General features: G+C 57.4%; 26 protein-coding genes. 6 read left to right on the forward strand and 20 right to left on the reverse strand.

Annotated features, from left to right (window positions below; all coding sequences use genetic code 11):
* Positions 1-10: 10 nt before the first annotated feature.
* On the reverse strand, positions 11-1,549 hold the full coding sequence (locus NWQ23_RS11145; RefSeq protein WP_306166430.1) for a trimethylamine methyltransferase family protein: 1,539 nt from the start codon (positions 1,547-1,549) through the stop codon (positions 11-13).
* A gap of 109 nt (positions 1,550-1,658) precedes the next feature.
* Here NWQ23_RS11145 and NWQ23_RS11150 point away from each other — a divergent pair, with 109 nt between their 5' ends.
* Entirely contained in the window at positions 1,659-2,549 is an 891-nt protein-coding gene (locus tag NWQ23_RS11150; protein ID WP_306166431.1) for a LysR family transcriptional regulator, read from the forward strand.
* A 401-nt stretch (positions 2,550-2,950) separates the two neighbouring features.
* Here the strand turns inward: NWQ23_RS11150 and acs are convergent, their stop codons facing one another.
* The 14 genes from acs to NWQ23_RS11220 form a co-directional block, all read right to left on the reverse strand.
* A complete protein-coding gene (gene acs / locus NWQ23_RS11155) occupies positions 2,951-4,909 on the reverse strand; it encodes an acetate--CoA ligase (protein WP_306166432.1) in 1,959 nt (652 codons plus the stop codon).
* 205 nt (positions 4,910-5,114) lie between these two features.
* A complete protein-coding gene (ureG, locus tag NWQ23_RS11160) occupies positions 5,115-5,723 on the reverse strand; it encodes an urease accessory protein UreG (RefSeq protein ID WP_306166433.1) in 609 nt (202 codons plus the stop codon).
* A gap of 3 nt (positions 5,724-5,726) precedes the next feature.
* Complete coding sequence (locus NWQ23_RS11165) at positions 5,727-6,125, reverse strand: DUF3995 domain-containing protein (RefSeq protein ID WP_306166434.1); 399 nt, start codon at positions 6,123-6,125, stop codon at positions 5,727-5,729.
* The gene (locus NWQ23_RS11170; RefSeq protein WP_306166435.1) at positions 6,122-6,799 is read right to left on the reverse strand and encodes an urease accessory protein UreF; all 678 of its coding nucleotides are present in this window, start codon (positions 6,797-6,799) and stop codon (positions 6,122-6,124) included. Before NWQ23_RS11170 ends, NWQ23_RS11165 begins: the two co-directional genes overlap by 4 nt.
* A complete protein-coding gene (locus NWQ23_RS11175; protein WP_306166436.1) occupies positions 6,750-7,202 on the reverse strand; it encodes an urease accessory protein UreE in 453 nt (150 codons plus the stop codon). The genes NWQ23_RS11170 and NWQ23_RS11175 overlap by 50 nt, the downstream gene beginning before the upstream one ends.
* A gap of 25 nt (positions 7,203-7,227) precedes the next feature.
* Positions 7,228-7,452: a DUF1127 domain-containing protein gene (locus NWQ23_RS11180; protein ID WP_306166437.1), complete on the reverse strand. Its 225-nt coding sequence runs from the start codon at positions 7,450-7,452 to the stop codon at positions 7,228-7,230.
* 120 nt (positions 7,453-7,572) lie between these two features.
* Positions 7,573-9,333: an urease subunit alpha gene (gene ureC, locus NWQ23_RS11185; protein ID WP_306166438.1), complete on the reverse strand. Its 1,761-nt coding sequence runs from the start codon at positions 9,331-9,333 to the stop codon at positions 7,573-7,575.
* Between the two features lie 12 nt (positions 9,334-9,345).
* Positions 9,346-9,963, reverse strand: a complete 618-nt coding sequence (locus NWQ23_RS11190) for a hypothetical protein (RefSeq protein WP_306166439.1) — start codon at positions 9,961-9,963, stop codon at positions 9,346-9,348.
* A gap of 103 nt (positions 9,964-10,066) precedes the next feature.
* Positions 10,067-10,372: an urease subunit beta gene (locus NWQ23_RS11195; protein WP_306166440.1), complete on the reverse strand. Its 306-nt coding sequence runs from the start codon at positions 10,370-10,372 to the stop codon at positions 10,067-10,069.
* Between the two features lie 47 nt (positions 10,373-10,419).
* Positions 10,420-10,722 (reverse strand): urease subunit gamma, encoded by a 303-nt coding sequence (locus NWQ23_RS11200; protein ID WP_306166441.1) that lies wholly within the window; start codon positions 10,720-10,722, stop codon positions 10,420-10,422.
* Positions 10,723-10,725: 3 nt separating this feature from the next.
* Positions 10,726-11,523 carry an urease accessory protein UreD gene (locus tag NWQ23_RS11205; protein WP_306166442.1) on the reverse strand — a complete coding sequence of 266 codons (798 nt, stop codon included), beginning with the start codon at positions 11,521-11,523 and terminating at the stop codon, positions 10,726-10,728.
* Positions 11,524-11,755: 232 nt separating this feature from the next.
* Positions 11,756-14,044 carry a glycosyl hydrolase family 28-related protein gene (locus tag NWQ23_RS11210; RefSeq protein ID WP_306166443.1) on the reverse strand — a complete coding sequence of 763 codons (2,289 nt, stop codon included), beginning with the start codon at positions 14,042-14,044 and terminating at the stop codon, positions 11,756-11,758.
* 130 nt (positions 14,045-14,174) lie between these two features.
* Positions 14,175-14,579, reverse strand: a complete 405-nt coding sequence (locus tag NWQ23_RS11215) for a DUF4864 domain-containing protein (RefSeq protein ID WP_306166444.1) — start codon at positions 14,577-14,579, stop codon at positions 14,175-14,177.
* 61 nt (positions 14,580-14,640) lie between these two features.
* On the reverse strand, positions 14,641-16,215 hold the full coding sequence (locus NWQ23_RS11220; RefSeq protein ID WP_306166445.1) for a lysine--tRNA ligase: 1,575 nt from the start codon (positions 16,213-16,215) through the stop codon (positions 14,641-14,643).
* Between the two features lie 110 nt (positions 16,216-16,325).
* On the opposite strand from NWQ23_RS11220, the gene NWQ23_RS11225 reads away from it, so the two are divergent.
* Positions 16,326-16,745 carry a tellurite resistance TerB family protein gene (locus NWQ23_RS11225; RefSeq protein WP_306166446.1) on the forward strand — a complete coding sequence of 140 codons (420 nt, stop codon included), beginning with the start codon at positions 16,326-16,328 and terminating at the stop codon, positions 16,743-16,745.
* Here the strand turns inward: NWQ23_RS11225 and dacB are convergent, their stop codons facing one another.
* The 5 genes from dacB to mgrA all read right to left on the reverse strand — a co-directional run bounded on the left by dacB (position 16,746) and on the right by mgrA (position 22,393).
* Positions 16,746-18,212, reverse strand: coding sequence for a D-alanyl-D-alanine carboxypeptidase/D-alanyl-D-alanine-endopeptidase (gene dacB, locus NWQ23_RS11230; RefSeq protein ID WP_306166447.1), 1,467 nt, complete (start codon positions 18,210-18,212; stop codon positions 16,746-16,748).
* Complete coding sequence (locus NWQ23_RS11235) at positions 18,212-18,796, reverse strand: nicotinate-nucleotide adenylyltransferase (RefSeq protein ID WP_372340125.1); 585 nt, start codon at positions 18,794-18,796, stop codon at positions 18,212-18,214. The genes dacB and NWQ23_RS11235 overlap by 1 nt, the downstream gene beginning before the upstream one ends.
* Before the next feature lie 149 nt (positions 18,797-18,945).
* Positions 18,946-19,767: a hypothetical protein gene (locus NWQ23_RS11240; protein ID WP_306166449.1), complete on the reverse strand. Its 822-nt coding sequence runs from the start codon at positions 19,765-19,767 to the stop codon at positions 18,946-18,948.
* Complete coding sequence (locus NWQ23_RS11245; protein WP_306166450.1) at positions 19,764-21,362, reverse strand: glycoside hydrolase family 43 protein; 1,599 nt, start codon at positions 21,360-21,362, stop codon at positions 19,764-19,766. The genes NWQ23_RS11240 and NWQ23_RS11245 overlap by 4 nt, the downstream gene beginning before the upstream one ends.
* Positions 21,359-22,393 carry an L-glyceraldehyde 3-phosphate reductase gene (gene mgrA / locus NWQ23_RS11250; protein ID WP_306166451.1) on the reverse strand — a complete coding sequence of 345 codons (1,035 nt, stop codon included), beginning with the start codon at positions 22,391-22,393 and terminating at the stop codon, positions 21,359-21,361. The genes NWQ23_RS11245 and mgrA overlap by 4 nt, the downstream gene beginning before the upstream one ends.
* 129 nt (positions 22,394-22,522) lie before the next feature.
* Here mgrA and NWQ23_RS11255 point away from each other — a divergent pair, with 129 nt between their 5' ends.
* From NWQ23_RS11255 to NWQ23_RS11270, 4 genes are all read left to right on the forward strand, one after another.
* On the forward strand, positions 22,523-23,161 hold the full coding sequence (locus NWQ23_RS11255; RefSeq protein ID WP_306166452.1) for a DUF2306 domain-containing protein: 639 nt from the start codon (positions 22,523-22,525) through the stop codon (positions 23,159-23,161).
* A 63-nt stretch (positions 23,162-23,224) separates the two neighbouring features.
* On the forward strand, positions 23,225-24,157 hold the full coding sequence (locus NWQ23_RS11260) for an aldo/keto reductase (protein ID WP_306166453.1): 933 nt from the start codon (positions 23,225-23,227) through the stop codon (positions 24,155-24,157).
* Positions 24,154-25,224 carry an FAD-binding oxidoreductase gene (locus tag NWQ23_RS11265; protein WP_306166454.1) on the forward strand — a complete coding sequence of 357 codons (1,071 nt, stop codon included), beginning with the start codon at positions 24,154-24,156 and terminating at the stop codon, positions 25,222-25,224. Before NWQ23_RS11260 ends, NWQ23_RS11265 begins: the two co-directional genes overlap by 4 nt.
* The coding region (locus NWQ23_RS11270; protein WP_306166455.1) for a GNAT family N-acetyltransferase at positions 25,221-25,786 on the forward strand (566 nt) is incomplete at its 3' end. The genes NWQ23_RS11265 and NWQ23_RS11270, both read left to right, overlap by 4 nt.

The raw sequence follows: 25,786 nt of genomic DNA on the forward strand, positions 1-25,786 counted from the left end.
GATGCGGTCCTTAAATGAAGTAGATATTGTAGTCAGCGCGGATCGCTGCATCCAATGCGGGATCGACCTGCAATTTGGCTTTCTGCAAGATGTCATTCTTGCGGGCAATCGCCTTGTCGATCAGGATCGGGCGGTCGGCTTCGTTCCATTCCTTCGGGCTCATGCGGTTTCCCAGCGTTGGATAGATATATTCGGTCTGCATCAACTTAAGCGTCTGATCCGACCCAAGATAATGCCCCGGCCCACCAAGACAGACAGCCTTCATCGCTTCGATGGATGTGCTGTCTTCGGTCACGTCAATCCCGCGGACCATCCGCATGACCTGACCAAGGATATCATCGCCCAGAACAAGCGATTCAAGACAGAAACCCAAGAGCGACGCATGCATGCCCGCCGCTTCATAGACCATGTTGAGGCCGGACAATCCTGCCAGAGCATTGGTCATCCCCGTTTCCCAGCCCGCCTGCATATCTGGCAGCTTGGAGTCCGAAATGCCCGCAGCCGCACCACCCGGCAAGTCATAGAACCGATGCATTTGGGCGCAGCCTGCGGTAAGCAGAGCCTGCTCTGCCGAACCACCGGACATCGCACCGGTGCGCAGATCAGACACAAAGGGCCAAGTGCCAAAGACCGCCGGATGGCCGGGCGCCATTGCGTTCACATAGACCACGCCTGCCAGACATTCCGCCACCGCTTGGACAATCGCCAGTGCAATAGGCGCAGGAGCGGTCGCGCCGGCCTGCCCTGCTGAGAGCAACAGGATCGGCATGCCCGCGCGAATGCATGATTCCATCGCGATGCAGCTTTCCTCGGCGAATTTCATCGGCGGGACGACAAAGCAATTCGAGTTCGATACGAAAGGCCGCGCGCGCCATGCAGCTTCACCGCCCGCGATACGGTGCAGCATCTCCATGCCTGGGGCCACATGGGAGGGGTCGCTGAAGGAGGTCCCGACGTGTTTGGTTGTCCCTGCACAGCATGCATAGATCGTGTTCAGATCCATCTCGAGGTTATCGGTGATATCACGCGCAACCATGGCCCGTTGGAAGAAATGGATGTTATCAAGCGCATGGGTGAGCTTTGCCGCATCATGCAAGTCCTGTGCGGTGCTTTCGCGGTACGTATTGGTTTCAACATCAACGACATGCACTGCGGCACCCGCTGTGCCAAAGTGAACCTTGCTGCCCGAAAGATGCAGATCATGCTTGGGATCACGCCCGAACAAGGTGATATTGCGTGCAGCCTTCGCCAGCATGTCCTCGACCAAGGCACGCGGAAACCGCAGACGGCCATCATCGCCAAGGATAGCTCCCGCCTTTGTCATGATCTCGATGCCCGAGGGCGGAGCTTGCGACAGACCAATCTGTTCCAGCGCATCAAGCGCAGAGAGGTGGATCCGCAGGACATCTGCATCGCTGAGCGGTTTATATTGCCCCCCCGACATGCCTGGCCGGACAGGACGCATATCCTCGGTCAAAGGCGCGCTGCGCAATGCCACGCGTGCGGCACGGCCGCCGCTACGGGCCGATCTGGTAATGGTTTCGGTCATGCTGGAAACTCCGTTGTCGCTGACAGAGTATTCTCCTGTGCTGATCTCTGATCAATCTGCCCATCCGGTTATTATTGATCGGCATTTCCGATTAGTGCATTCTATGCCCATGCAGATTGAACTCATCGAAACCTTTCTTGATCTTTGTGAAACCAAAAGCTTCAACCAGACCGCCGACCGATTGGGCGTGACCCAATCGACTGTGTCTGGGCGGATTAAAGCGCTAGAGGCTGTTGTCGGTGTAAGGCTATTCCAAAGATCGCGGTCCGGGACCGCGCTTACAACGCAGGGCCTGCGGTTCGAGCCACATGCACGCAGCTTGCGGCATGATTGGACCAGAGCGTTGAATGCGACGCGCGATACCGCGCTAGCTGGCATCACGATGCGGATCGGCTTGCAACATGATCTGGTCGGGCTTGGGATCAAACAGTTGATCGAAGAGTTCAGGGGTTTTCTGCCCAATACCACCTTTCTGTTCGAGGCCGACTATTCCAGTCAAATGTGTTCTGATTTGATTTCTGGACTGCAAGATATAGCCGTTCTCTATTCGCCGAAGGTGCAACCGGACTTGTATTTTGAAACTCTGGGAGAGGTCCACTATGTGATGGTTTCAAGCGAAGCGACCCGCTTGGCACAGCTGGACAAAGACCGCTATATCCTCGCCAATTATTCGCCAGCTTTTGCGCATGCCCATGCAGCTTTGTTGCCCGAATTTACGCATGTGTCTTTATCCATCGGCCAGAACGCGGCCATGGTGGACTTGTTGACGTCTCTTTCAGGCAGTGCCTATGTGCTGCGGCATTCGGCTGCGGCGCTGGTGCAAACGGGCAATTACGCCCTTGTCGCAGACGCCCCTGAAATTGCACAGCCAGTCTTTGCCGGACTGAACATGCGGAACAGGCATAGGGCGGCCTACCGAAGGCTCTTTGCCATTTTGCATGCACAATACGCAGCACATGGCAGCGAACGTCGACCCAAGGAACGGCGCTTTCCATCCTAAGTCAAAGCGGAGCGGATCGGCCTCACAAACGACAAGCGCGGTTGATTGTGGAATTCATTGGGAAGGGTCGGGTCATGCGGTAATCCCCTCCGAAAAGGGGACTAGGAACTGGCGTTCTCGCGGCGCCCTCTAACGTGGCGACACGTGATCCCGTCAAATCTCTTGAAGATCTTGCGGACTGGGATCGTAGAGAGGCCCCGCCGATCCCGTGGCGGGTTTTTGCCCGAATGACGGATGGAATTGAACCAAAGAGCGAACCAAAATCCATCAACTCTTGCGATAACTTCGAAATGGGGCGGGAAAAGGCTCTTGTCAGAGGGTCACTTTTTACTCGCGTAGACGCCTGACACGAAGAAAGCCGCGCATGACTGCGCGGCTTTCAGATAATTGTATTCCGGACATTAGCCCCGGTTCATCCGGTTCTCGATCAGGTCATCCACGACCGACGGATCAGCGAGCGTTGACGTATCGCCCAATGCGCCGAAATCATCCTCGGCGATCTTGCGCAGGATGCGCCGCATGATCTTGCCAGAGCGAGTCTTGGGCAGGCCCGGCGCCCATTGGATCAGGTCAGGTTTCGCAATCGGGCCAATCTCGTTGCGCACCCAGACCTCGAGTTCTTTGCGCAGCTCTTCTGTCGGCGTCTGACCGTTCATCAAGGTGACATAGGCATAAATCCCCTGCCCCTTGATTTTGTGCGGATAACCGACCACGGCAGCCTCGGCCACCTTCGCATGAGCGACCAGTGCGCTTTCGACCTCTGCTGTACCCATCCTATGACCCGAGACGTTGATCACGTCATCAACGCGGCCTGTGATCCAGTAGTAGCCATCAGCGTCACGACGGCAGCCATCGCCGGTGAAATAGTAGTTCTTGTAGTCCGCAAAATAGGTCTTCTCGAACCGTTCATGGTCGCCCCAGACGGTGCGCATCTGGGCAGGCCAGCTGTCCTTGATGCACAGCACGCCTTCGGCAGCCGTGTCGTTGATTTCCGCGCCCGTTGTTGGCTCCAAAATCACTGGCTGGATACCGAAGAACGGCAAGGTCGCAGATCCCGGCTTGGTCGCTGTCGCACCAGGCAGCGGCGTCAGCAGATGGCCGCCCGTTTCGGTCTGCCACCACGTATCGACAATCGGCGCTTTGCCCTTGCCGACAACATCATTGTACCAGTTCCAGGCTTCGGGGTTGATCGGTTCGCCCACGGTGCCCAGCACCTTAATGCTGGAAAGGTCATACTTCTCGACAGGCCCGTTGCCATGCGCCATCAGCGCACGAATGGCGGTAGGGGCTGTGTAGAACTGGTTCACCTTGTGCTTTTCGCAGACCTGCCAGAACCGGCCCGCATCCGGATAGGTTGGCACGCCTTCGAACATCAGTGTGGTGGCGCCATTGGCCAGCGGGCCATAGACGATATAGCTGTGACCGGTGACCCAGCCCACGTCTGCCGTACACCAGAAGACGTCGCCGTCATGATAATCAAACGTGTATTGATGCGTCATCGCCGCATAGACGAGATAGCCGCCGGTGGAATGGACAACGCCCTTGGGCTGGCCGGTTGAGCCGGAGGTATAGAGGATGAACAACGGGTCTTCGGCGTTCATTTCCTCGGGGGGGCAGTCGGCGCTGACCTTGGCTTCCATCTCGTGCAGCCAGTAATCACACTCGGGACGCCATGCGATCTGCTGGCCGGTCCGTTTGACGACCAGACATTTCACGCTGTCATAGTCATGTAGCAGAGCCTGATTCACGCTATCCTTGAGGTTCGTTATCCGCCCGCCGCGCGGTGCGCCATCAGAGGTGATCACCACTTTGGCGTCGCAGGCATTGATCCGGGCGCCCAGCGCCTCGGCCGAGAAACCGGCGAAAACGATAGAATGGATTGCCCCGATCCGCGTACAGGCCAGCATCGCATAGGCCGCTTCAGGTATCATCGGCATGTAAAGCACAACGCGATCACCTTTGCCCACGCCCAGTTCCTTGAGCACATTGGCCATCAGCGAGGTTTTTTCGTGCAGCATCTTGTAGGTGATATGCAAGGCTTCGTCATCGGGACTGTCGGGCTCCCAGATGATCGCGGTCTGGTCGCCGCGCGTGGCCAGATGCCGGTCAATGCAGTTGGCGCTGACGTTCAGCGTGCCATCCTCGAACCATTTGATGTCGACATTGCCGGGGGCAAAGCTGGTGTTCTTGACCTTGGTAAAGGGCTTGATCCAGTCGACACGCTTGCCATGTTCGGCCCAGAACCCGTCTGGATCGTTGATCGAGGCGGCATACATCGCATCATATTTCGCTTTGTCGGCATGCGCCCCTGCGGCCATGGCGGCGGATGGTGGAAATGTTCCGGCTGGTTGATCGGTCATGGCGTGTCCCCCCTTGATATTCTTTGTGTGGCGCGAAACTTTGGTTCGCGGCATCCTCGATCGGCATCATGGCGAAAAAGGTTGTGAATCCAAGTCGCCGTGAACTTGGCTGCGGCAATTTGTCAATCACAGCTAAAAATTTACAAAAAGCGTGTCAATGACTTTACCGGAATCGAGCCGGACAAGTCCATATAGCAAGTAAAGGCTAAAGCCCGCCGATTTCGCGGATCAGCTTGCTGATCTCATCCACACCCTTGCCGTGTCGCAAGCTCGCGAAGACAACGGGCAGGTCGCCGCGCATGCGTGCCGCGTCCCGCGCCATCACCTCAAGCGAGGCACCGACATGGGGCGCAAGGTCAGTCTTGTTGATCACTAGAATATCCGACCGGGTGATCGCAGGGCCGCCCTTGCGGGGAATTTCCTCGCCTGCGGCAACGTCGATCACATAGACCGTCACATCGGCCAGTTCGGGGCTGAAGGTCGCCGACAGATTGTCACCGCCGCTTTCGATCAGGATCAGTTCCAGATCAGCATGCCGCGCGCGCATCTCCGCAACTGCCGCCAGATTGATCGAGGCATCTTCGCGGATCGCTGTATGCGGGCATCCCCCGGTTTCGACCCCCATGACCCGATCATCGGGCAGGATCTGCATGCGCATCAGCGCCTCGGCATCCTCTTGCGTGTAGATGTCATTGGTGATCACCCCAAGGCTGATGTGATCCTTGAGCAAGCGGGCCAGATTGGCGGTCAATGTGGTTTTACCGGCACCCACAGGACCGCCGATTCCAACACGCAAAGGTCCGTTTGGCGACATCGCCTATCCTCCGATCAAAGTGAAAAGCAGACCCGCGGCCAGCACAAGGCAGAGCGGGCCATAATACCGCTGGTCATAGGTTGCAAAGGGTTCTTCCGGCGTCATCTTGCGCCAAAGACCTGCATAGGCAATGAGCCCGCGTCCGGCAAAGACAAGGGCCGCGAGCCAAAGCACAACGCGCGCGATAGTCACTGATGGCATCCAGAGCGCCGCAATCACAATAGCCAGACTGCCCGCAACCAGCAGGCAGGGGATGGTCCCCGGCATCCGTGTGACGCCCTTGGCACCGACGACCGCATGGGCAAGCTGGACTTCGTCCCGGATGGGAATCCAGATATGGAACGCCCATGCCAGATGCATTGCCGCGATCAACGACAGAAGAGCAGTCAAAAGAATCGTCATGACCTGAAGATACGCGAATATTGCGCCGCGTGCTGCATTGATGCCGTATCTACGGCAAAGGTCGCACTCCCGATATCGTCAAGCGATGCTGTGCTGGCCTCGGTCCCGATCTGGATACAGACAGGCGCAAGTGCTGCCAGAATACGCTGCCCTTCGGTCTGGCCAAGCGGCATCAGCCGTTGGGCGGCTTGCACAAGATTGCTGGCGAAGGCTTGCAACCAGAGTTGCACGGTGGGCAGAACAGGAAGACCAACGAGCCCAGCAGCCCGGCCAACAGCAACAGGATAGGCCATATCTGGCAGATCAATGTGCCAGACCGCCCGTGTTGTCGCGGCAAATGCCGCCCCCTGCTGGAGCGTTTCCATCCGCCGTTCTTGTGATGGCGCAAGCGCTGCGGCCAATTCTGCAATCGCTGCCACGTCATCGGCCCCATGTGCGGCACAAAGCAAGATCGCATCAGACCGCCCTGCCCCATTTTCAAGCACATTGGTCAACCAGTCGCGCAGATCGGCGGCGCTCGTAACATCGCCACGCCCGACCGCACGTTCCAGCCCATGCGACCAAGCGAAAGCCCCGACCGGATAGGCCGGAGACAACCACTGCGTCAGCGTCAAAAGCGCGTCGTCACGCATGGGAATGGCTGTGGTCGTGTCCCATCGTGCGGCCGTGCCCATAGGCACCGCCCTCGGGTGTAAAGGGGCCGTCAAAGTCGGTGACCGTGGCATGGAGTTGTTCAAGCATCGCGCGCATGACCTTTTCGCGCTGCAAGACCAGACCGTCCTCGGTGATCGCACAGGGCGCGTGCCGGTTGCCGACATGCCACGCAAGTCGCACCAGATCACCTGTGACGCGCATCAGCGGCTCGTCTGCGGCAACCACGCCGATTTGTCTGCCATCTTGCAGAACAAAGGCCTCGCCCGCATTGACCGATGTGGTCTGCGCCAGATCGACAAGAAACGGCTCGCCACTATCGGTGACAAGCCGTTTGCGCCGCAAAAGACGCGCATCGTAGGTGAGGCTGACGGTGCCTGCCAACGCAGTGGCATGATGGGTGACTTCGTGGGCGACGCTGCTCATGTGGTCTGCCCCGCCTGAAAACCGCCTAGGCGTCGTGCCGGAACGTCATGCTGATCAAGTCGGCGCGCGTCACACCTTTGGCGATCAACTGCTCTTCGGGGATTGCGGCTATTTCCTTCAACGCTTGCGTGCGTGAATTGCTGACAGCCAATCCTTCGAGGATAGCGCCAATTTTCCGAAACGGGACGAGCAACAGCTCGGTCAGCATTTCGCGGTTTGTGATCAGTGTGTTGTCTGGACGGAGTGCCATAATATGCCTCATGAATACGGTTTTCTGTCCTCCCGCAGCCACAGTTATGCCGGTCACCCTTCATCGACAACGTCCCTTTGTGCAATCCCACTATGCATGCCTTGCATCAGTGCGTCCAAATCAGAATAAAAAGTAGCGCTGCGCCATCGGCAGTTCGGTTGCCGGTTCACAGGTCAACAGCTCACCATCGGCGCGCACTTCATAGGTTTCGGGGTTTACCTCGACATGCGGCATCGCATCATTGAGCTTCAGATCCGCCTTGCCGATGCCGCGCGTATTGACAACGGGCAAGGTCTGCTTGGCAAGGCCGAGCCTTTCCCTGATCCCGGCATCCTGGGCCGCACCGCTGACAAAGGTCACAGCGGAATGTTCCAGCGACCGGCCGTAAGCCCCGAACATCGGACGGGTATAGACCGGTTGCGGCGTCGGGATCGACGCATTCGGATCACCCATTTGTGCCGCCACAATCGTGCCGCCCATCAAGATCATCTCTGGCTTGACCCCAAAGAACGCGGGGTTCCATAGTACCAGATCAGCGCGCTTGCCTTCCTGAACAGAGCCCACATGCGCCGAAAGCCCGTGGGCGATCGCAGGGTTGATCGTGTACTTGGCCACATAGCGTTTCACACGGAGATTGTCGTTGTCACCCGTCTCGTCGGCCAGCTGGCCACGCTGGACCTTCATCTTGTGGGCGGTTTGCCAAGTACGGATGATCACCTCGCCGACCCGACCCATCGCCTGACTGTCAGACGCGATGATCGAGAAAGCACCCATATCATGCAGGATATCCTCGGCAGCGATGGTTTCGCGCCGGATGCGGCTTTCGGCAAAAGCGACATCCTCGGGGATTGATTTATCAAGGTGATGGCAGACCATCAGCATATCAAGGTGTTCATCCACGGTATTGACCGTGAAAGGCCGCGTGGGGTTGGTAGAGGATGGCAAGACGTTGGGCTGTCCGCAAATCTTGATGATATCAGGGGCGTGACCCCCACCTGCACCTTCGGTGTGGAAGGCGTGGATCGTGCGGCCTTTCATGGCGCCGACCGTGTTTTCCACAAAGCCGCTTTCGTTCAGCGTATCGGTATGGATCATGACCTGTACGTCCATCGCGTCAGCAACTGTCAGGCAACAGTCGATGGCGGCAGGGGTGGTGCCCCAGTCTTCGTGCAGTTTCAGACAGGACGCACCCGCCAGTACCTGTTCTTCCAACGCCGCAGGCAGCGATGCATTGCCCTTGCCCGCAAAGGCAAGGTTCATGGGAAAGGCGTCAGCGGCTTGCAGCATGCGGCCCAGGTGCCAAGGCCCTGGCGTGCATGTCGTCGCAAGCGTGCCATGCGCAGGCCCGGTCCCGCCGCCGATCATGGTCGTGATTCCAGAATAAAGCGCATCCTCGATTTGTTGAGGGCAGATAAAGTGGATGTGGCTGTCGATCCCGCCCGCGGTCAGAATGCGGCCCTCGCCCGCGATCGCCTCGGTGCCAGGGCCGATGATGATATCGACGCCGGGTTGGGTGTCAGGGTTGCCCGCCTTGCCGATCTTGACGATCCTGCCGTCCCTGAGGCCAACATCCGCTTTGATGATGCCGGTCCAATCCACGATCAGCGCATTGGTGATGACCGTGTCAACGGCACCTTCGGCCCGTGTTGCCTGAGACTGCCCCATCCCGTCGCGGATCACCTTACCGCCGCCGAATTTCACCTCTTCACCGTAAAGCATGGCATTCTTACCCATGCCTTGCGATGTTGCCGCCCCTGCATTCTCTGCGGTCAGGTCGCGTTCAACCTCGATAATCAGGTCGGTATCGGCCAGCCTGACCCGATCCCCCGTTGTGGGGCCAAACATTGCGGCATAATCCGCGCGAGAGATCGTGGCTGGCATAGAGGTCTCCGATTAGGTGTTTTCAGACGTTTTCTTTCCGTCCCAAGGCGTATCGGCAATGGATACAGCTTTGGCGCGTGGTTTTGCTTTGGATTTGGGTGCCGAGGTTGTCTTGGCAGGCTCTTCATGGGCGACCGTCTTTGGTGCCGCCGTCTTTGCTGCTGGCGTCATCTCTGCTGGCGCTGCCTTTGCAACTTTGGGCGCAACCGTCTTGGCCGCAACCTTCGTTTCGGCTGGTGCGATCTCTGCCGGTTTTACAGCAACCGCTTCGGCCACTTTCGGAGAAACCTTGGGCTTGGCAACAGGCGGCATCTCTGCTGCTTTGACTGGGGCGGGCTTGGGTGCCACAACCGATTTTGTCTTTTTGGCTGGCTTGGGCGCCTTGGCCTTGATGACCTTCTTTTTGGCAGCAGCGGCCTTGGGAAGCTTCTTCTTGACCGGAGCCGCTTGCTTTGCTTTTGGCTGGGCCGCGATGTTCGCTGGCGCCTTCAAGAATGGTGTGAACAGGGCACGTTGTGCTGAAAAAGTTTGGTCAATAACCACATCGGCAAAGCGCATTTGCTGCGCGATCACGGCACTGGCCGCGTGCATGGCTTGGGCTGAAAGCGAGAGTGTCAGTGCGGGTGTCATGATTTTCCCCTTCGGGTTAAGTTGCTGTTGCCAGCATCATACCCCAGAGGCTTCTGCCGCGCAGCATTTTTCTGCACTGCAGCATATGTCGGCAAGATACCGATCACAGGTCCCCCATCACATGACCGTTAAAACCGTAAATCCTGCGCGCCCCGGAAATCGGTATCAGCGTGACTTCGCGGCGCTGCCCCGGTTCAAACCGCACTGCAGTCCCTGCGGCGATATTCAAACGCATGCCGCGGGCGGTCTCGCGGTCAAAATCCAGCGCAGGGTTCGTTTCGGCGAAATGAAAATGCGACCCGACCTGCACCGGCCTGTCACCTGTGTTGGCCACCTCCAGCACGGTTTCCGGCGCACCCGCATTGAGCGTATGGACACCTTCGCTTACGATTATTTCACCCGGTTTCATTGCTGCACCTCTTCATCACCTTGCCCAAAATAAGTGTTCCGAGCGCGTCATCGGATCGGATCATGGACCGTCACCAGCTTTGTCCCATCGGGGAAAGTCGCCTCGACCTGCACCTCGTGGATCATATCAGCGATCCCGTCCATGACCTGTTCGCGGGTAATCACATGCGCGCCGGCTTCCATCATATCGGCGACTGACCGGCCATCACGCGCACCTTCAACAACTGCATCTGTGATCAGGGCAATCGCCTCTGGATAGTTGAGCTTGACGCCACGTGCCAAACGCTTGCGGGCAACCTCGGCGGCCATCGCGATCAGCAGCTTGTCTTTTTCGCGGGGGGTCAATTGCATGTCTTAAAGTCTCCAAACACGGGGGATCGGCGCTGTTGCCAGCGCCTCAACAACAGGGATCATTTGTTTGCGCAAGTCAAACCCGTCTTTTGCCAAAAGACGCACAAGCAGCACGTCATCTGCAATCAGACTGAAGCCGCTGCTGTCGGGCAGGTCAATCTGCGCTGCACAGGCCGCAGCAGAAGGCCCTGCAAGCAAAATGGTTGCCATGGCACCTGCACCAGAACCGATCGCCCTGCGCGCCAACAACTCTTGGGCGTTACCGACCATGCGGATGGCATCGGCGAAAACCAGTTTGCCATCGCGGCGGATCTTCCAATGATCCTTGAAATTCAGTTGCTGGACGGTCTCGCCCATCGCGACCCGCCCAAAGATCACCGGCTCGACCAAAAGGGCCGTCGCGTCCGCCGCCAGATCGACCTCCAGACGTCGGTGGAGCGCAGCGTGATCAAAGAGTATCGTTTCTTGGGGCATCCAGTCGATACGACCACCGGCCGCCACATCCAAAGACACGCGGGCATGCGCAACCTGATCAGGCTGGGCGCGATATGCACGTTCAGCCGCTTGGGATGACATGATCACATGCGCATTTTGCCGCGCCGCAACGTCAATCGCCATCCGGTCGCCACCTGTCAACCCACCCGCAGTATTGAGGAACACCGCATCAAGTGCATTGCCGCGCACCTTGGGAAAAAGCGCCTTGAGCGATCCGTCCTGGCGCAAGTCTGCAATGACAGTCTCGGCGCCGCGCCGCTTTGCGACCAGCCGGAGTGCACCTTGGGCACGCGGTGCGCATGGCACGGCATCCTGAGCGCGAATTTCAGCAACGTATGTAATGGGTCGCCCCCAACGGCCAACTTATCTTCCAGACCACCGTGCCAAACTTTGTGCGGGACATGCCAGCACCGCTTGCAAAATTTCCGACAACCCGTCGCATTTGAAGGGGCAACTGCCTAATTTGCGGGCAGATTGGCACGGGATGCAAAAAGGGGCGCTCAGCGGCGCCCCCTTTGAATGCCCGTGCTTGACGCGCTCAGTCTGTCTGATCCATCCGCACCGCGTAACGGACCTGGCCTTTGACAGGGCGACTCCAGTTCAAGTGGACATCACGCATACTGCTGCCCCTCTCGCCCTCGGCCCAAGGAAGATCATGGATCCGCGCATTGTTGGTATCGGTGATCTGGCCTACAGGCATGACGCTTTCGACCGTCAGCGCCCGCCCGTCAAAGGGCAGCGCGGTATCGGTCTGCATCACCCAGGTCGTCGCCACAGTTTGTTGGTCGTGAGTAAGGTATGCCGGATTGGACACAGGTTCATTGACGTTGTGAAAAGTATTGCCTGTGAACACAAAGCTGCGGGTGCGGCTGTAGTCCAGATCGGCAAAGCTCGTATCCACATTCTCGACCCTGTCGATCCGCCCGTTCAATGACCGAAACACATTGCCGACAACGGCGAAGCCGTTGATGAAATGACCGGGGCCATAAGGTTTGATCACGATGAAATTGAACCAGTCGGCCACATCATTTGTGGTGAACATATTGCCCGTAATCGTCAGCCCACCAAAGGAAAACTGTGTGCCCAGCGCGGGCGAGCTGTCGTGTTCGTTTGTCCATTCGATAAAGTTGTTATCACAATAATTGCCGGTAAAAATGCTCTTGGGATTGGGTAATGTCAGGACAATCCCCCCCATACGTACCCCGTTGACCTCGTCATCGCCATGAAACCAGTGGTTTCCGGTAATCAGGTTTCCAGACCCTGCCAGCACACAGAAATGCCTGAACTTGCTAGTGCGATTGTCCCGGATTTTCACGTCGTTGGCATTGGCATTGAACCCGATACTGACGCGGGCGGCCACGGGCACATCCTGTTCGTCTGAAATCAACTGGCAGCGGTCAATCATCATCCCCTGACAGCCGCGCCCGGGCGACGTGATACCCCTATCCTTTGGGTTGTTGATGAAACAATCGCGAATATGAAACGTGAAGCCTTCGGGTGCCAAGATGATCCCGCTTGCCACGCCACGCCCCTGAAATTCGATATCATCAAGGATGAACTGGCTCAGCTTTTCGTAGCCCGAGAAATCAAGCATGTATTTGAATCGGGTAAAGGTGAAAACCTGCGTACCCTCGGCATCAAAAAGCGGACGGCTCAGTTCCAGCGTCTGTGCTGCGACATTCACAGAAGTCACATAGATCTCGCGCCCGACACCGTTGCCCTGCACCAATGATCCAACTGTGATATTGGCAATACCGGCAACATTGGTCAGGTGGTTGTCATTTGCCGCCGCATAGCTCGCCTGAGATGTGACCACGACCGAATTCCAGACCGACCCGTCTGCGGGCTGGAACTGCCCGTTGCGAATGACTCTGCGGGTTTCGAAACGGGTGCGCGACGGATCGCATGCCTGCATGTCCACCGGTTCTGTGAGCAAGATGCGCCGCCCGCACAGATCAAGCGACTCGTGATCCGCAAAGTTGATCAGCGCCTGATAGGCTTTTTTGAAAGCAGTTTCTTCATCTTTGAACGCTGCAAAATAGGTATCATAGTTGTAGTTTTGTTGCAGAATGAACCGGTGTTCAGCCGCTTGCACGATCTGCCCTTCGAACCGCACGGCACTTTCCATCGTCACACTGTCGTCCAAGAAATATGTGCCGGCTGGAACCATGACAGTGCGCCCTGCCGCCGCTGCATCGGCGGCATCAAAAGCCGCACTGTCGTCGGTCACGCCGTCACCCTTGGCTCCATAGTCGCGGACATCAACAAGCCCGATCAGGTCACGGGTAAAGATCGCACTGACATCGGTGATGGTGATGTCATCAAGGCGGATAACACCCCCCGAAGGACCCGTCACATCAATCCCGATGTGCCCATACTCGGCACCGGTCCAAACCATATCCACTCCGGACCGATCAGCAGTTGCAATGATGGCGCTGATCTCGACAACTTGGCCATAAGTGGTCAACTGGGCCGATGACCCCGCAAGCGTCAGACCCGTAACCGGAATACCGCCTGTGATGCCGGCCCAACCCGCGATACGCACGGCAGGAAGCGGCCCTGCGACTGCCTTCACCCGCGCTGTCACTTGCAGGTAGCACCCCGGAATAATAGGCGTTTCTCCCATATAGCGGACCCGCGCCGTCGGATCGACCTTGAGCAGTTCCAGACAGCCCGCAAAATCCTGATCAGCGGCGACAAAGACACCCGACCCGCTGATCGCATAGGTATCCGACCCCGGCGTGCCATCGCCGCTCGACCACAGTCCCAAGCCTGCGGAAAATGGCAGCGGATTAAACACAATCCCGTCGGTTATCGCTTTGTTCATGAAAGAGCCCTCTTGGTTGCCGAATGCAAAAGGCCCGGCACACCGCCGAGCCATTCGCCCAAGAGCTAACCGCGAGGTCTAAAAAGGGGCTTGCAGCACCGTCACGATGCCCTGCGCAACCCGGGGAAGTTCAGGCGCCAACGTCAGGCGATGGCAACAGCTGCACCCCGTTGATCTGCCAGCCTTCGGCTGTTTCGATCATCTGATAGTCCAGAATATGCAAACCACCTTGCGCATCGCGTACCATCACCTTTTGCCAAAGGTTGCCAGCCACATCGCGCAGTTCCAGAAACCGCACATCGGCATTGTCCCAAACCATCGGATAGCCTTGCTGGACCATCATCCCGAAATTGCCCGGGTTACCGAACAGCCTTTTGATATTGGGGCTGGCGTATTGCCACGCTTCTTCGATGTCGCGGTCGTTAAAGGCCTCGAGTTGATTGCCGATGACGCCTTCGATGGCACCGGCGTCTTGCGCCCATACCGCAGTTGCCGCGATCCAAAAGCCCAGAACGATTGCCAAAATGCGTTTCATACCTGTCTCCTATCCCTATCTATCTTTCCAGATACGGATCAAAACGCAAATTAGTTTCGTTTTAGTCGGCGACAGCCAGTTGCGCCTCGATCAGGGCAACGGTTTCGTCAACGCCATAAAGTGCGATGAACCCGCCAAAACGTGGACCCTGCGAAGCCCCCAGCAGCACCTCGTAAAGCGCTGTGAACCATCCGCGCAGCGGCTCAAACCCGTGTTCGGTGCCGACCGCAAAGACCATCGTCTGCAAGTCTTCCGCATCCAATCCGCCATCCCAAACCTTCAGCCGTTCGGCCAGATCGGTTAACGCTGCACGTTCTTGATCGGTCGGCGCGCGGTAGGTTTTGGTCGGCTTCACGAAATCATTGTAATAGCGCACGGCAAAGCCCGCCGCCTGATCCATCTGTGGATTCTTTTCGGCAGATGCGTCCGGCGCATAGCGCTGGATAAAGCCCCAAAGCGTGTCCTTGTCCTCTGCCCCAGAGACAGAGGCGAGGTTCAACAGCATCGCAAATGGCACCACCATGTCCGAGGCAGGCACGTTATGGCCGTGAATGTGGAACACAGGGTTATTGGCACGGCCCGCATCATCCTGATCCGCATAGGCGCGCAACTGCTGGTGATATTCATCCACGGCCTTTGGGATCACATCGAAATACATCCGTTTGGCGGTCTTGGGCTTGAGATACATGAAATAGCTCAAGGATTCGGTCGAGGCATAGGTCAGCCATTCGTCGATCGAAATGCCGTTGCCGGAAGATTTTGAAATCTTCTGACCGTTCTCATCGAGGAACAATTCATAGGAAAAATGGTTCGGTTTGCGCCCGCCCAAAATCTCGCAAATCCGGTCGTAGATCGCAGTATTGGTGGCATGTTCTTTGCCGTACATCTCGAAATCGACATCCAAAGCGGCCCAGCGCGCGCCAAAGTCAGGCTTCCACTGGAGCTTCACGTTGCCACCAGTCACAGGCAGTGTCCACTCACGACCATCGGGGTCATCAAATGTGATTTCACCTTTCACCGCATCGACGTTCTTCATCGGCACATAAAGCACGCGACCCGTTTCGGGATGGATCGGCAAGAAGATCGAATAAGTCTCGCGGCGTTCCTCGCGCAATGACTTAAGCATCACTTCCATGATGGCGTCATAACGGGCGGCGGCACGCAGCAGAATTTCGTCGAACTGACCTGTCTGATAAAACTCGCGGGCAGAATAAAACTCGTAATCGAACCCGAAGGTATCCAGAAAACGGCGCAACATCGCGTTGTTATGATGGCCAAAGCTTTCATGGGTGCCAAAAGGATCAGGCACCGATGTCAGCGGCTTGTGCATATGTTCGGCCAGCATGTCCTGCTGGGGCACATTGCCCGGCACTTTGCGCATCCCGTCCAGATCGTCGGAAAAACAGATCAGCTTGGTCGGAATGTCGGAAATCACCTCAAAGGCGCGGCGGATCATCGTCGTTCGCAGAACTTCGCCAAAAGTGCCGATATGGGGCAGGCCCGATGGGCCATAGCCGGTCTCAAAAAGCACATAGCCCTTCTCAGGCGGCTTGTTTTCATAGCGTTTGAGCAAAGCGCGGGCTTCTTCAAAAGGCCAGGCTTTCGACGTCATCGCCGCTTCACGCAAATTGCTCATTCTATTTCTCACATCCTTTGGGTCGACATTGTGACGACCGCAACGCGCACTCCCTATTGCGAGACAGGCAAGGCGTCAATAAATGGGGTGTATCAGCAAAGGATTTGATCATGATCGAAGACGCCCCAATGACCTCGCAGGACGCCCTTGCGGCCCTGATGATCGCTGTATCCGCATCCGACGAACACATCCGGACGGCAGAATTGGTCAAGATGAGCAATGCGATCAACAATCTGCCTGTTTTTGCAGACTATGACGCCGAACGGCTGCCGCGCATCTCCAAGATGGTCTTTGACCTTCTGGAACAGGAAGACGGGCTCGAGGCGCTGTTTGGCTTGATCCGCGATGCCCTGCCAGAGCGGCTCTTCGAGACGGCCTATGCGCTGTCTTGCGATGTGGCGGCGGCAGATGGGCGTATCCTAGGTGCCGAAGCGAGGATGCTGGAAGAAATCCGCGATGAGTTGAATTTGGACCGTCTGCACGCCGCAGCCATCGAACGAGGTGCGCGCGCGCGGCATATGACGCTCTGATCAGCCTGCCCGCAGCGCCAGATGGGCAATAATCTCGCGCTGAAGATCGCGCGCGCGCCTGTTCCATGACCGAGCACCGGGCGGCGCTTCACTTCCTTCCAGCTTTCCGGCGGCCCGTGCATCAAGATCGGATGCAAATATTGCAAAAGCAAGGTCACGGCCCTGTTCTGTCCGAACATATCCCGCGAGGCTCGACACAAAATTCAAGGTGCCGGTCTTTGCGCTCACGATCGCCTGACGCGTTGCGATGACTTTTTCATCATCACCGACCAAGGGCATTGTCCGCATGATCGGCTGTAGCGTTGGCATGACATCAGGCGCGGTCAGCATCGTCACCATCTGTGCCGGTGATACACGCGACAGATCACCCAAACCGGAATGATCTACAAAATGCGGGGCAATCCCGCCGCAGCGTTCATTGGCCCAACGCGCCATCCCGAAAGCCGAGGTATGCAACCCCCGCTGCTGGCCTGTGCGCAAAGCCGTCGCCGCCAGCCCCGCTGCTTCTGCCGTGATATTTGTCGAGAACCGCAGCATCCCGCGCATCATTTCGGTCAATGGCTCGCTTTGGAAAGTTGCCAATAAACGACCTGCGGGCATCTGCATGACTTCTTTTGGAGCCTTGAGCACAATCCCATGACTGCGGGCAAAAGTCGCAAAAACCTCTCCGGCATAAAGTGCGGGGTGACGGACTGGCAGCCATCGCGATCCCTCGTTGTTCAGGGCGCTGCGGGCCACTGTCCATTGGTCGACGTCACCGGCATCACTGTAGCTGAAAACCGGGCTGTCCCGTTCCACCACACGCATGCGCGCCGTCGTCACCGCAGGACGATAGTTTTCGCTGCGGGCATCCATCGTGGTCACAAAATTCTGACCTTCACGCTTCCATTCAAAATGCACGCGGTTGAAGTTCAGATTGAGCCCCGTAATCGTCGGATTGTACCCAAGATAATCCAATTGCGCGGCGTCAATTTCAGCGACATTCCGCAAGGCATTATCCCAGACGAGGAAATCACCTCTGACCTCTCGCAATCCAGTGGCTTTAAGGCGTTGAGCCAATTCAGCCAGATGATCAGTGACCAAATTCGGATCGCCTCCACCAGCCAAAATCAAATTACCATCTAAAATACCGTCTTTTACTTCACCTTCAGCAAATATACGTGTTTCAAACTGATGCCCCGCACCAAGTGTTTCCACGGCGTACAGGGCCGTGAAAGCCTTGGTCACGCTTGCAGGGGGGTGCGCAACATCAGGAGCGATTTCTTCCAGATAGGCCCCTGTTGCAATGTCAGCCACAACCACGCCGATGCTGCCCGAAAGGCCAGCGTTGGCGACCATCTTCGTGATAGCATCTTGTACAGGGACACGGGCGCGGGGACGCATCGACGTCAGCGGGGCATCTGCAAAAGCACCGGTCGCCAAGCTCGACGCAGCACCGGCAAGCAAGGCGCGCCGTGACAAACGCATCACCATTCTCCCCTCGCCCGGATAGCACTTGAGGACTGGTTGGAAAGCGGGACATTGATAAAAATCCAAGCAGGTGCTTCCATCCGTCCCAAGACATGCGACGCCCGACCGGGAAGACGCGCTTGGGCATAGACCTTGGCCGCTTTCGACATCCGCGCCGAGATCCGGTCTCCCGGACGCGCGATCACACCAACGGGGACGTTTTCCATGATCCAGCGCCAATCCTGCCAGAGGTGGAATTGCGCCAGATTATCTGCCCCCATCAGCCAGACAAAGCGGACCCCCGGATAGCGGCGGCGCAACGCAACAAGGGTTTGCGCTGTATAGCGCGTGCCCAAATCGGCCTCGATATCCGTGACTGTGACCTTGGGATGTTGCATCATTGCCCTTGCGGCTTGCATCCGTTCAGCCAAAGGGGCGGGACCGTTCTTTTTCAATGGGTTACCCGGGGACACCAGCCACCAAAGGCGATCCAGCCCAAAGCGTTGCAGGGCAGCCTTTGAGATATGCACATGGCCTGCGTGCGGCGGGTCAAAAGACCCACCCAACAGCCCAACAATCTGGCCGGGTTTCGCGACAGGCATCATCTGCGCTTCTCTGTCCGCAAAATGGAAAACCCTAGCAAGTTGGAAAAAAGGTAAAGGTATCTCTGCATCGTTGGCCTTGTAATAGCCCCTTGATCGGGCACGATGTCAATCGCTCCACATCAAACCCGCGTGTGACAATGCTGCTCTTATTGCCGGACATAGCGCATAAATGCAAAGCGCCGGCTGTCAGGTGCCCAGCACGGGACATTGATTGTGCCCTGCCCCCCATGCAGATGGCAAAGCGTGCGCGGGCTTCCCCCTGCCATCGGCATCACCCGCAAACTGACATCAAGACCACCGGGATGTCCTGTGGTCCCTTCGGGATAGGCCAAATAAAGTACCCATTCACCATCCGGCGAGGGATGTGGAAACCAGTTCACCAAAGGATCATCCGTCATCTGCGCAAGGCCTGACCCATCGGTTCGGACCCGCCAAAGCTCCACTTTGCCCTCGCGTTCCCCGTTAAACCAAATCCACGCCCCATCCGGGCTATAGTCAGGCCCGTCAACGTGATCAAAATCACTCACGACCGCCGTTTCTGCCCCACCCGCAACAGGGCAGGTATAAAGCGCAAAGGGACCATCGCGCCGCCCGACATAGGCCAGCGTCGTCCCATCCGGCGCCCAGCCATGCCAGTAAGAAGGGAGCTTTTCGGTCACTTTGCGGGGCACGCCACCTGCAACGGGCAACGTATAGATGCAGCTTTTGCCAAACTCACTTTTGTCACTGATGACAAGTTGCTGACCGCAAGGCGAGATCCCGTGGTCATTATTGCAGTTTACCGCAAATCCCGTGTCGATCGGCACAAGATCAGGTGCGTTCAGCGGAACCCGGAAAAGCCGCCCGCCACCGTTCACGATCAGGTAGCCGTCCCTGTGCCAGTTCGGCGCCTCGATATGCCCTTCGTGGCGCAACACGACCTCGACTGCGTCCAGGCCCAAATCAAATATACAAAGCTCGCTGATCATGCCGTATCCCGTGCATCCATCGGCAAGTAATCAAAGCGCGTAAAGCGCGCTTCTTTACCCTGTCCGGTAAGATCAAAAGCAATCATTCCGACAAATGCTCCGGTAAACGAGGCGTGTTCACCCCGCCCGCCTTCGTCGGAAATCACCGAAGCATCGAGCGCCGGACCAAGGGCCTGCCACGCCTCGCCCTGCCTGAACCAAAACTGCTGTTCATTTCCATGGACAGTCACGCGCAGGTCAACAGAACCTGCGGCGACCGGGACTGATGCGGCTGGAAACTCCAAGGCCTCATCCGGCCAGTTGCCGGGGCAAGATACGATCGTCAGCACAGACCCCACTTTGGCGTCATGGGTGACAAGCGCCGCATGAAACTTGTGCCGATTGTAATAGGTCGTTAGCCCTGCGCCCTGCTGATAAGTTTCTGGCGCAAAAGTCAGTGATGTTTCGGCGCTGTAAGCGACGTGCTCTTGGCGTCTGGCAACAAGCGACTGCTCGAACCAACTCCCGATGCTTTCGCGCCCGATCAGGACCAATGCGTCGGCCTCCTCGCGGAAAAGGCGCGCCTTATCCGGCGTCCGCAGCCATTGAAAAGCAGCCGGCAGCGGGCCACCCAATACATGCTTTTCAAAAGATGGCCGATGCGGTTCCACATTGACAGGTCCAGGCAGGTCTTCTCGGGCAACAAGTCCGCCTTGTTGCAGGTAAAGCCAATCATCGCGCCACACGACTTCTTCGATGCCTGTCTCGCGGCCCATCGGGCAAAAAGGCCCCGGTTGCTGCGGGCGGCCCATAAGGAACGTGTGATAATGGCGCCCCCAATGGGTCTCGATGTACTGCCCATGTCCGGTTCTTTGGATCGGTCCCTGACTGCCATCTGCACAGATGACGTGTAAGTCCGGGTGGCTATCATATGGCCCCCAGATGTTGCGTGCCCTGGCAAGCGAAACGGCGTGTTGATAGCCGGTCCCACCCTCGGCCGTCGTCAGATAATAGTACCCGTTGCGTTTGAACAGATGCGGCGCTTCGGTCAGGCCACGCGTGGTTCCGGCATAGATATTCTTGACGGGGCCGAACAAACCCCGGTCGGGTGCCCACTCCTGCAACAAGATACCATCAAATGAATCATGGGCAGGGTTCACTCCGGTTCCCTTGCGCCGATGGTTCCACTGCATATTCACGAACCATTTGCGCCCATCGTCATCATGAAACAGCGACGGATCGAACCCCGACGAATTTACATACCAAGGATCAGTCCAATCCCCGTCAACCGTGTCGCTGGTCGTGATATAGTTATGAGCATCTTTGAACGCCCCGTCCAACCGCTTTACGTCAGTGTAGACCAACCAGAACTTGCCATCCGCATGCGAAAGGCAGGGCGCCCAAATCCCGCAGCTATCGGGATTGCCGCGCATATCCAACAAGGCGGCGCGGTTAAGTGGACGAGCCACTAAAGTCCAATTCACCAAGTCGCGGGAATGGTGGATCTGTACGCCGGGATACCACTCGAACGTTGATGTCGCGATATAGTAATCTTCACCCACCCGGCAGATCGAAGGATCGGGATTGAATCCCGGTAGGATGGGATTACGGATCATCCGTCTATCTCTGCCGAGGCCGCCCAAAGATTGATCTGTTCTTCATCGGCGTATTGATCGATCAAAGCCAGTTCTTCGGCACTAAAGGTCAGGTTCTTGATTGCACCGACACAGTCTACGACCTGCGACGGTTTCGATGCGCCAATCAGGGCCGTCGTGATCCCCCCATCGCGCAAGACCCAAGCAATCGCCATCTGCGCCAGCGACTGGCCGCGCCCCTGCGCGATTTCGTCAAGTTTGCGGATATTTGCGAGCGCTTGATCCGTCAGCATGGACGGGAACAAGGATTTATCCTGTGTCGCGCGGCTGCCTTCTGGAATACCGCTGAGGTATTTCTTGGTGAGCATGCCCTGCGCCAATGGCGTGAATGCAATCGACCCGACACCCAAATCTGCCAGAGTTTCTTTCAACCCGTCCCTCTCCACCCAGCGGTTGAGCATATTGTAGGATGGCTGATGGATCAGACAGGGCGTGCCAAGGTCATTGAGAATGGCAACCGCCTGGCGCGTCCGTTCGGAATTATACGACGAAATCCCAGCATAAAGCGCCCGCCCCGACCGCACGATATGATCAAGCGCACCCATCGTTTCTTCCAGCGGGGTGTCAGGGTCAAAGCGATGCGAATAAAAGATATCAACGTAATCAAGACCCATCCGCTTGAGCGACTGATCACAGGAGGCAATCATATACTTCCGGCTTCCCCATTCGCCATAAGGACCGGGCCACATGTCATAGCCGGCCTTTGAGCTGATGATGAGTTCATCGCGGTAACCTTTGAAGTCTTCCGCGAGGATGGACCCAAACGCATGTTCTGCCGAACCCGGCGGCGGACCATAGTTATTGGCCAGATCAAAATGGGTGATGCCGTGATCAAAGGCTGTCCGGCAAATGGCCTGCTTTGTTTCATGCGGCGTGTCATGGCCGAAATTATGCCAAAGCCCCAATGACACCGCTGGCAGTTTCAGGCCCGAGGCCCCGCAGCGCCGATACTCCATCCGGTCATAGCGATCTTCTGCTGGGGTGTAGGTCATGATGCGGCTCCTATAACGATTACGAATATGCGACCATGCGACACCGAGGATGTCAACGCCACACCTTTGCGACGGGTGCTTTGGCAGATAGCTTGTCAGAGAGAAAAATGTCAGCCGGAGCCGAGAATTTTGAAATCTCAGATCAGCCAAACTGCCGCCCTCGGCCTTCTTGCGCTGCTGCTTCTGCCTTTCGCGCTTTATTCAGTCGATTTTGGGCAGGCGGGTCTGCGCAATGATCTGGATGAACCGCATTATCTGCGTTCCACGCAATGGGCGGCAAATCTGGCAATCTTTACCCATATGGTCACCGGGGCTGTAATTACCCTGCTGATCCCCTTCCAACTGATCGGGCCGCTGCGGCGGCGCGCTCCCGGTTTGCACCGTTGGTCGGGGCGCTTGATTGCAATCGCAGCGACCATCACCGCTTTGGGGGGTCTGATCTATATCCCCTTGCGCGGGACCATCGGGGGATGGCCCATGGATCTGGGCTTTGCGCTTTACGGGCTCCTGACGCTGGGCGCGGCCCTGCAAACTGTGCGCCATGCCAAAGCAAAGCGGATAGCCCAGCATCAGGCTTGGGCCTTGCGGTTCTTCTGGCTAGCGATCGGGTCGTGGTTGTACCGGGTTCATTATGGACTTTGGTATCTCGCGACAGACGGGCTTTGGTCGAACGCTGAATTCACAGGCGCCTTTGATCTGGCGCAGAACTTTGCCTTCTATCTGCCCTATCTGATTGCTGTGGAACTCTATCTGCGGCGCAAACGGTAGGATGTTTCAGATGCATGAGCGCAGCCGCTTTTCATCCCCGCCGCGCCATGTCACTGTTTCGGTATGACACACTTAGAAACAAAAAAAGGGACCCCTGTGTCCCGCCTCACATTTGGCACCATGCAGTTTGGTGGCACGGCCGATGCAACCGAAAGCAAAGCCATGTTCGACGCGGCGCGCGCGGCAGGGATCAATCACTTTGACACCGCTGTCGGCTACACGGGCGGGGCGTCAGAGAAAATCCTTGGCGCGCTCATCAAAGCAAACCGCGATGACATCTATCTGGCCACCAAGGTGGGCTATGTCGGCGGGGGCTCGCGCGCCAATATCACCAAACACTTCGACATCTGCCGCCAGCAGTTGCAACAGGATGAGGTCGATCTGCTTTATATGCATCGCTTTGACGATGACACGCCGCTGGAGGAAACATTCAGCACATTGGCAGAGCTTCAGTCACAAGGCGCTATCCGCCACATCGGTGTCTCGAACTATGCCGCATGGCAGGTCATGAAAGCACAGGCTGTTGCCAAATCCCTTGGCACGCGGATCGATGCTATACAGCCGATGTACAGCCTTGTGAAACGCCAATCCGAGGTCGAGATTTTCCCGATGGCGGTTGATCAAGGCATCACCATTATTCCCTATTCGCCCTTGGGCGGCGGGCTTCTGACCGGAAAATACAGCAAAGGTGAAACAGGCCGCCTGACCGATGATGAACGCTACAAGGCGCGGTATGATCAACGATGGATGCACGAGGCGGCCGTCGGCTTGGCGGCATTGGGCACAGAGCTTGGCGTCAGTCCGGCAACCCTCGCCGTCGCATGGGCGGCCAGCCACCCTGCCAAGCCGCTGCCGATCATCTCGGCCCGGTCCGCAGCACAACTGGTACCCTCTCTTGCAGCGGCAGATTTTGAGATGTCAGAAGCGCTTTATGCACGGATTGCAGCCCTTAGCATTGCCCCGCCACCTGCGACTGACCGGTTGGAAGAAGCATGATCGACTTTTTGGTCATCGGCGGCGGGATCGCTGGGGTATCAGCCGCTGCGCGATTGTCCGAACTCGGAAGTGTCACACTGCTCGAGGGCGAAGATGCGCTGGCCTATCACGCCTCTGGTCGCTCTGCGGCGCTCTTTGAACAAAACTACGGGAAACCGGCAACCATCGCGTTGAACAAGGCCAGCAAGGATTTCCACCGCACAGCCGAGGTGCTGAGCCCGCGTGGCCTTTTGCTGATCGGCACCAAAGTCGATGCCGCAGCGTTCCAGGCAGATCAGGCACAAATGGAGCTTGCACCGATCACGGTCACAGAAGCCAAGGCCATGATCCCGATCCTTGATGACAGCGTGATTGATCGCGCGGCCTATGATGCGGAAGCATGGGATATTGATACAGACAAGCTGATCCAGACCTTTGCCAAAATGACCCGTGCAAACGGCAGCACGATCAAGGCCAAAGCCGCGGTGACAGCGATAAAGCGGTTGCCACAGGGCTGGGAAGTGACTGCCGCGGGCGAAACCTATCAGTGCAAACAACTGGTCAATGCCGCTGGCGCTTGGGTGGACGAGATCGCCAAATTGGCGGGCATCACCCCGCTTGGTTTCACCCCGCTGCGTCGCTCAATGGCGCGAATCGCAGCCCCCGGCGGGCATGATGTCAGCCGCTGGCCCATGATGTTCGGACCCGGCGAAGACTGGTACGCCAAACCCGACGCCGGTGCCCTGATCGTTTCTCCCGCCGAGGAAGACCCTGTCGCACCCCACGACGCCTATGCGGATGATATGGTGCTGGCCGAAGGTCTTGCCCGCTATGAGGCAAATGTCACCGAAGCCGTCACACGCCCGCTCAGCACATGGGCGGGGCTACGGACATTTGCGCCAGACCGCACGCTTGTGCTGGGACCATCTCCGCAAGACCCCAGCTTTATCTGGTGTGCAGGCCAAGGCGGATACGGAATGCAATCGGCACCGGGGGCAAGCCTGCTTTTGGCGGATTTAATCGGCGGGCGGCCTTCCGCTTTGCCCCAAGATACGATCGCAGCACTGTCACCGCAGCGCTTTGCATGACGGCGCGGGTAAACACGCTGGGGCAACCCATCGGTGCTGCGCTGCCGGATTGGACCGGATGTGCACCTATTCCCAAGACCGCCATGCAGGGGCGATCCTGCGATGTTGTCCCGCTGGCGCCGAGACATAGTAAAGACCTGCACAAGGCATTCAGCACAGACCAGACCGGCGCAATATGGACCTACATGCCAACCGGCCCGTTTGAGGCGGAACGAGACTTTGTGGCTTGGGTTGCACAAGCCTGCGAGAGCACCGATCCGCTTTTCTTTGCGATCATTGACAAGAGCACGTCAAAGCCTGTGGGCGTGGCAAGCTTCTTGCGGATCCAGCCACCGCATGGCGTGGTAGAGGTCGGTTTCATTACCTACGCACCACAGTTGCAACGCACCGTGATGGCGACAGAGGCGATGTATCTGATGATGAAGCGGGCCTTCGACGAATTGGGCTACCGGCGTTACGAGTGGAAATGTGACGCTTTAAACGCACCGTCACGGCGGGCGGCAAAGCGGCTTGGCTTCAGCTATGACGGTCTGTTCAAACAGGCACTGGTCTACAAGGGGCG

It is taken from the genome of Yoonia sp. (genome assembly GCF_030731595.1).
Classification (GTDB): domain Bacteria; phylum Pseudomonadota; class Alphaproteobacteria; order Rhodobacterales; family Rhodobacteraceae; genus Yoonia.